The organism is Acidiphilium sp. 20-67-58, from assembly GCF_002255515.1.
In the GTDB taxonomy this organism is placed as follows: Bacteria; Pseudomonadota; Alphaproteobacteria; order Acetobacterales; family Acetobacteraceae; genus Acidiphilium.
On sequence record NZ_NCAS01000118.1, the window covers coordinates 1 to 1274 of the forward strand.

1 protein-coding gene and 1 pseudogene are annotated in these 1274 nt (G+C 69.9%); both read left to right on the plus strand.

What is annotated here, in order from left to right; translation table 11 throughout:
• Positions 1-769 (plus strand): annotated as a pseudogene (locus tag B7Z76_RS16300) (AAA family ATPase); the annotation flags it as partial.
• A 22-nt stretch (positions 770-791) separates the two neighbouring features.
• The coding region (locus tag B7Z76_RS16305; RefSeq protein ID WP_291345316.1) for a hypothetical protein at positions 792-1274 on the plus strand (483 nt) is incomplete at its 3' end.

The window sequence follows — 1274 nt, forward strand, 5'->3', positions numbered from 1 at the left end:
GACCCGTGACGAGATTGCCGAGCTGCTGGCGGGTAACCGGGCGGATGGCGAGAAGATCGCGGGCAAACAGTATCAGCGCGCGGTGACGCCGCTTGCCGAGGTGTTCGGGCTTGATCCGATGCGGTTGCCGACCCGCGCGGAGCTGGAAAACCTCCTTGCCGGCAAACGGGCTGACGGATTCGATCTGCCCGCCGCGCCAGTCGAGGCGCCGCCTTCGGCCAATCCGCAGACCGCAGCGCCAGAGGCTGTTGAGGCGCACGAGGCGGAGGATCGCGACGCGGCCCTTGCGGCCGAAGCGGCGGCGCTTGGCGAGCTGGGAAGTGCCGCCGATGTCCCGCCATCCTGGCCGGAAGATTTTTCCCCGCCCCCGATGGAGGAGGCGGCCGGGTATGATCGGGATGCGGCGCTGGCAGCCGACTGGCAGGCGGATATTGCGCGGGGCGGTGAACCGGCGGTGCCGCCGCGTGGCCCGGCGGCCGAGGAGCGGCCAGCGGAACCACGGACGATCGACGTTGCGGCGGCGCTTGATGCCGCCGGCGTGCCTTACCGGACCAGTGCCGGCCGGTTGCGCCTGCAAGCGACCTGGCGCGGAGGGGAAAGCTGGACGGTTTCGGTCAACGCCACAACGGGCCAATGGACCGACTTTGCCGCCAGCGAAGGCGGGCGGTTCGAGAGCCTGGTGCGGCGGCTGGGCGTCAAAGGCGGCGCGTGCGGCCGAGATACGGCGCAACGCCTTTCGCAAGAGCATTGCCGGGAAACTCTGGGATGAGGCGATTCCGGGCACTGGCGACTTGCGCGCGCCGAGCCTGCGCGGGTCCGTGGGGCAGAAGGTGCAGCAGCGGGCGGCGCATGCGGCGCGCGTGGACGAGGCCGCGGCCCTGCGGGCGTCAGCGTGTGCCTATCTCAGCGGGCGTGGCCTCGATGCTGACTGGCTGATGAGCCATGTGCGGCTGGTCCGTCCGCATCCGAATTATGATGCAGCGGAAGTGGCGGCCGGTGCGGCGGTGGTGATGCTGACGCCGATGTTCGGTCAGGATGAGGATGGCCTTGTGCGGCTGACCGGCGTGCAGCGCACCTATCTGACCGAGGGCGGAGCAAAAATCGGCCGCCGGATGCTGGGGGCCTCAGGCGCCTGGCTGTTGCATCCGCCGGCTGGCGCAGCGGTGCCGATAGGCGGCCATGACCAGGCGCGGGTGGCCGGTGAAGGGTTCGAGACCGTCGCGAGTGTCGTGCAGGCAACGCGGCAGGCTGGTGTTGTTGGCTACAATGCTGGC